This is a genomic window from Nocardiopsis sp. TNDT3, from assembly GCF_003427465.1.
Taxonomy (GTDB): domain Bacteria; phylum Actinomycetota; class Actinomycetes; order Streptosporangiales; family Streptosporangiaceae; genus Nocardiopsis; species Nocardiopsis dassonvillei.
In genome coordinates, this window is sequence record NZ_QPFC01001317.1 from 1 (window position 1) to 3,996 (window position 3,996).

The following is a 3,996-nucleotide window of genomic DNA, read 5'->3' on the forward strand; positions in this document are numbered from 1 at the left end:
GGACAGGGCCGGGTGGAGCCGGGCAGGACCGAGCGGGGCCGGTTGGGGGCCGGATGGGGCCGTGCCCCGGTGCGGGCGGTCCGACTCGCCGCCCCCCGCACGGGCCCGACCGTCCCGGGTCGTGGCACGGGAACGGCTGTCAGCCGAGGCCGTCGGGGACGATGCCGAGTTTTTCCGCGATGCGGGCGAGGGCCTTCAGGTCGGTCGTGTTGAGCGGGTCGAGGACGGTGCGGCGCACGGAGCGCAGGTGCGTGGGCGCCGCCGAGCGCACGAGGTCGAGGCCGACGTCGGTGAGTTCGGCGAGGGTGTAGCGGCCGTCGTCCGGGTCGGGTGTCCGCACGACCCAGCCGCGCTGTTCACAGCGTTTGACGACGTTGGACAGACGGGAGAGCGAACCGCTGGCGAGAAAGGCGAGCTCCCCCATCCGCAGCCTGCGCCCCGGGGCCTCGGAGAGGTGGCTGAGCGCGAGGTACTCGAACAGGGTGAGGCCGTTCTCCTGCCGCAGCGGTGACTCCAGCTTGCCGGGCAGCAGCAGGACGAGGGAGACCAGGCCCGTCCACGCCGCCTTCTCCTGTTCGTCGAGCCACCGCGGCTCCTCGCCGTCCCCGTGCCCGTGTGTTCCGCTCATGGACCCTTCCGTGTCGCTCATGGAGCCGTCCCGCCCTTCCGGCGAATCCCGCCATCACTTGACGCTTGAAGTCATTGCTTGCTACTGTCACTTTACGCTTGAAGTCATCGAAGGGGAAACGCACCCCTGCGGCAAGGAAGAAGGAGCATCATGAGCACCGTCACCTTCGGCATCGCTCCGGGCTACGGCGAGAAGCTGCACGCGGCCCTCGGCTACAGCGGGGCCGTCCGCGTCGGCGACCGGGTCGAGATCTCAGGCCAGGCCGGAGTGGACGACGACCTGGCCGTCCCCGACTCGCTGGAGGACGAGATCGTCCAGGCCTTCGACAACGTGGAGAGCACGCTCGCCACGGTCGGCGCGACCTGGAAGGACGTCATCCACGTCAACTCGTACCACAAGGTCGCGCCGGGGGACGACGTCATCGGCGACGACCACAACAGGGTCATGGCCGAGCAGTTCCGCCGCCGCCTCGGCGGCCGTGCGCCGATCTGGACCGAGACCGGCGTCACCGTCCTCGGCCTCGCCGCGATGCGCGTGGAGATCCGCGTCACCGCCATCGTCGGCTCCGGGAGCTGAACCACCACTGTTCCGTGGCGGTCTCATCGCAGGTCGGCGAGGCACGGACCGAGTCCGGCATGTACCGGCTCCGGTGGTGACAGCCAGGTGAATGGCCTGGGTGGCGTTCCGGCCGCCCGGGAGGCAGGACCGCGCATCGGTCCCAGAGCGGCTCGGCCGGCCATGATGGGAGCACGGGCACGGGCCTCCTCGGCGATCACGGGGTGCCAGCGGCTCCATGGTCGACGGGACCCGTGCCCGCTCGGCCGCCCGCCTTCCCGACCGCGCCAGTTCGCGCGGCCGACAGCGCTTCCGAACCTACGGCTGCTTACGCCGTCCGCTCCCCTGCCCGCCGTTTCCGGCGCTTCGGCCGGTCGTGTTCCCGACAGTGCCCGGTGAACCGGGGCGGTCGGCCCGACCACTCGGGAACACGCGTGCCGGCAACGGCTGAGGAGCTCCTCTCACGGGGCCTCTGCGCACGGATGGCGAGAGCTTGGGCGCTCAGATGCTGTTGGCGATGCGCTCGTGGTCCCGTTCGCCCTCGCGGGTCTGGATACCAGCGGCGAGCAGCTTGTGGGCGAGCTCGGTGACCTCATCGCCGAACGCGGCGACCAGACCCTCGTTCTCAACGGCGTAGGCCGCACGCGGAATCGGCTGCGCGACCGCGTCGACCGCGGCCTTCGTCATGGGGATCACCTCCGCCCGGAGGCCGGCGATCCGTCGGGCGAGGGTGTCCACGAAGGGATCGAGTTCTGCGGCGGGCAGGGCACGGTTGATCAGGCCGTACCGTTCCGCGAGCTCCGCGCCCACGAGCTCTGCGCCGAGGATGAGCTCCAGCGCGCGGGCCCTTCCCGCCAGCCGCGTCATGTTCACCGTGCCACCGCCTCCGGGGAGGATCCCCATCAAGGACTCCGGCTGGCCCTGACCCGACTCGCCGATCGCCGCGAACCGCATGTCCAGGTACATGAAGAACTCGTTGCCCGCGCCGCGCGCGAAGCCCGCGAGCTTGCCGATAGTGACCTGCGGCAGCGAGCGGACCTCCTCGCTCATCGCCTGGAGGATGTTCAGGCCTTCCGGGACGGTCGAGCCCGGTGCGGCCGCGATCGCGGCGCGGGTGGCTGCGGGCAGCGCGTCGGGGTCGGTGAGGTAGGCCATGTCACCGTGCGCGACGAAGAACTCCGGGTCAGCGCTCTCGAAGACGATGACGCGGACGTCGGCGTCATCCCGCACACGCGCGACGAACGCCCGGAGTGACGACAGGAGGACCGCGTCCATCAGGTTGAGCGGCGGGTGATCGATTTTCACCGTCGCGACCCCGTCCGAGACGTCGATCGTCAGGGCGGGAAGGTCCTTGTAGCTCATGAAGTGGCTCCATGTACGCGTGTAAGGGACGGCCTGCGGCCAGGCCGCCGACCGGGGACCGCGTCGCGAATCCCAGTATCGAGGGTGACACTGGGTGTCAGACTAGAAACCTGGATTCAAAGAAGCAAGCGAGTGTGTCGGAGTACACTCGTCCCCATGAGCGCAGCGCCAAGCGGTACCCGTGAGATCAGCCGCCACGCGGTGCGAGCAGAGCTGGCTCGCGTCGCGTTCAACCGCTTCTGCCTCACCGGCTTCGACCAGGTCACCTTCACCGACCTCTCCGAAGCCGCCGGGGTGTCGCGGAGCACCTTCCTGCGCTACTTCGGCACCAAGGAAGACGTGGTCCTGTTCGTCTTCGACCCTGTCGGTGGCGTCATCGCCGACGCACTCGATGCCGAACGGGCCGACCGGAACGACTGGAGCAGATTGCGCAACGCCCTGGAGTCAGCCGTGAGGTTCCTCGTGCGCGACGTCCAGGAGCTCGTGACGATCCTCGGCCTCATCGAGCGGACCCCGGCCCTGTGCGCGCGCCTCCGCGAGAAGCAGGCTGCATGGCGCCCGGAGATCGTCGCCCGACTGCAGAAGACGACCTCCTCGGCCGACGGGTCATCGGTCGTCGCCGAAGTGCGCGTGGCGGCGGCGCTCGAGATCCTGTGGATCGTCCTCGGGCAGTGGAGCGCGAGCGAAGGCCGAGAGGACCTCGGCAACCTGCTGGACACCGCGTTCGCCGCCTTCTCGGCCCCGGCACGCCAGCAGACGGACACTCCGTCGTAAAGGGCCGAAGCGGCGGCTTTCCCGGCGGTGCCGAAGCAGCCGAAAGGAGTGATCGGCCCGGCGGCAGTGATCGCGTCGTCGGAGCCCAGCCCAGGCCGCGGGTGCAGGAGACCGCCCCGTGCCCCCCTGTCCCGGAACAGCCGAGCAACCACTGGGCACCTCCTGCGAACGGCGGGGCGCGGGTCGAATCCGCCGGTTCTCAGCACCGCCCGTTTCCGGCTGCCTCAGAATCCGGGAACCCGATTCCGAAGAACGCGGCACACCGGCGGTGACGGCGGGGACGCGGTGCGGCCCACACGACCCCGGGGCAGGGACCAGCCTTTTTCCGGACGTGGGCGGGCATCCGCGACTTGGAGAACCAGCACGACGGGGCCCGGGAGCGTCCTACTCCCGGGCCCCGTCGTGGTCGGGTCAGCGGCGCGGTCGGCGTGCCGCGGCACCACGGTGCCGCCGCTCCCGCGAGCCCCCGGCAGGCACGGCGACCGGTACGCCCGAGGGCTCACGCGCTCCGGTCACCCTGGTCAGCTCCACGTCCTGGGCGTCCACCCGCGCGGTGTGCGCGTCGATCCGGGCCCGGCTCATCAGCCGGGTCATGTCGCGCCGCTGGCTGGGCAGCACGAGCGTGACCACGCTGCCCGCCTCGCCCGCGCGCGCGGTGCGTCCGCCCCGGTGCAGGT

4 protein-coding genes and 1 pseudogene are annotated in these 3,996 nt (G+C 70.6%); 2 read left to right on the forward strand and 3 right to left on the reverse strand.

Going from position 1 to position 3,996, the window contains the following annotated elements; genetic code table 11:
* Positions 1 to 139 precede the first annotated feature (139 nt).
* Positions 140 to 628 (reverse strand): MarR family winged helix-turn-helix transcriptional regulator, encoded by a 489-nt coding sequence (locus tag DQW06_RS27310; protein WP_197724861.1) that lies wholly within the window; start codon positions 626 to 628, stop codon positions 140 to 142.
* A 150-nt stretch (positions 629 to 778) separates the two neighbouring features.
* Between DQW06_RS27310 and DQW06_RS27315 the strand changes: the two genes are divergently transcribed.
* Positions 779 to 1,204 carry a Rid family hydrolase gene (locus tag DQW06_RS27315; protein ID WP_013155469.1) on the forward strand — a complete coding sequence of 142 codons (426 nt, stop codon included), beginning with the start codon at positions 779 to 781 and terminating at the stop codon, positions 1,202 to 1,204.
* A 480-nt stretch (positions 1,205 to 1,684) separates the two neighbouring features.
* Here the strand turns inward: DQW06_RS27315 and DQW06_RS27320 are convergent, their stop codons facing one another.
* A complete protein-coding gene (locus DQW06_RS27320) occupies positions 1,685 to 2,545 on the reverse strand; it encodes an enoyl-CoA hydratase/isomerase family protein (protein ID WP_013155470.1) in 861 nt (286 codons plus the stop codon).
* A 156-nt stretch (positions 2,546 to 2,701) separates the two neighbouring features.
* Here DQW06_RS27320 and DQW06_RS27325 point away from each other — a divergent pair, with 156 nt between their 5' ends.
* On the forward strand, positions 2,702 to 3,319 hold the full coding sequence (locus tag DQW06_RS27325; RefSeq protein WP_013155471.1) for a TetR family transcriptional regulator: 618 nt from the start codon (positions 2,702 to 2,704) through the stop codon (positions 3,317 to 3,319).
* 411 nt (positions 3,320 to 3,730) lie between these two features.
* On the opposite strand, the pseudogene DQW06_RS27330 reads toward DQW06_RS27325, so the two are convergent.
* Positions 3,731 to 3,996, reverse strand: a pseudogene (locus DQW06_RS27330) (RNA helicase); the annotation flags it as partial.

Excerpts from the sequence above, each read along its gene's own strand:
- DQW06_RS27315 (WP_013155469.1), top strand. The coding sequence starts at position 779 with ATGAGCACCGTCACCTTCGGCATCGCTCCGGGCTACGGCGAGAAGCTG.
- DQW06_RS27320 (WP_013155470.1), bottom strand. The coding sequence starts at position 2,545 with ATGAGCTACAAGGACCTTCCCGCCCTGACGATCGACGTCTCGGACGGG.
- DQW06_RS27325 (WP_013155471.1), top strand. The coding sequence starts at position 2,702 with ATGAGCGCAGCGCCAAGCGGTACCCGTGAGATCAGCCGCCACGCGGTG.
- DQW06_RS27310 (WP_197724861.1), bottom strand. The coding sequence starts at position 628 with ATGAGCGGAACACACGGGCACGGGGACGGCGAGGAGCCGCGGTGGCTC.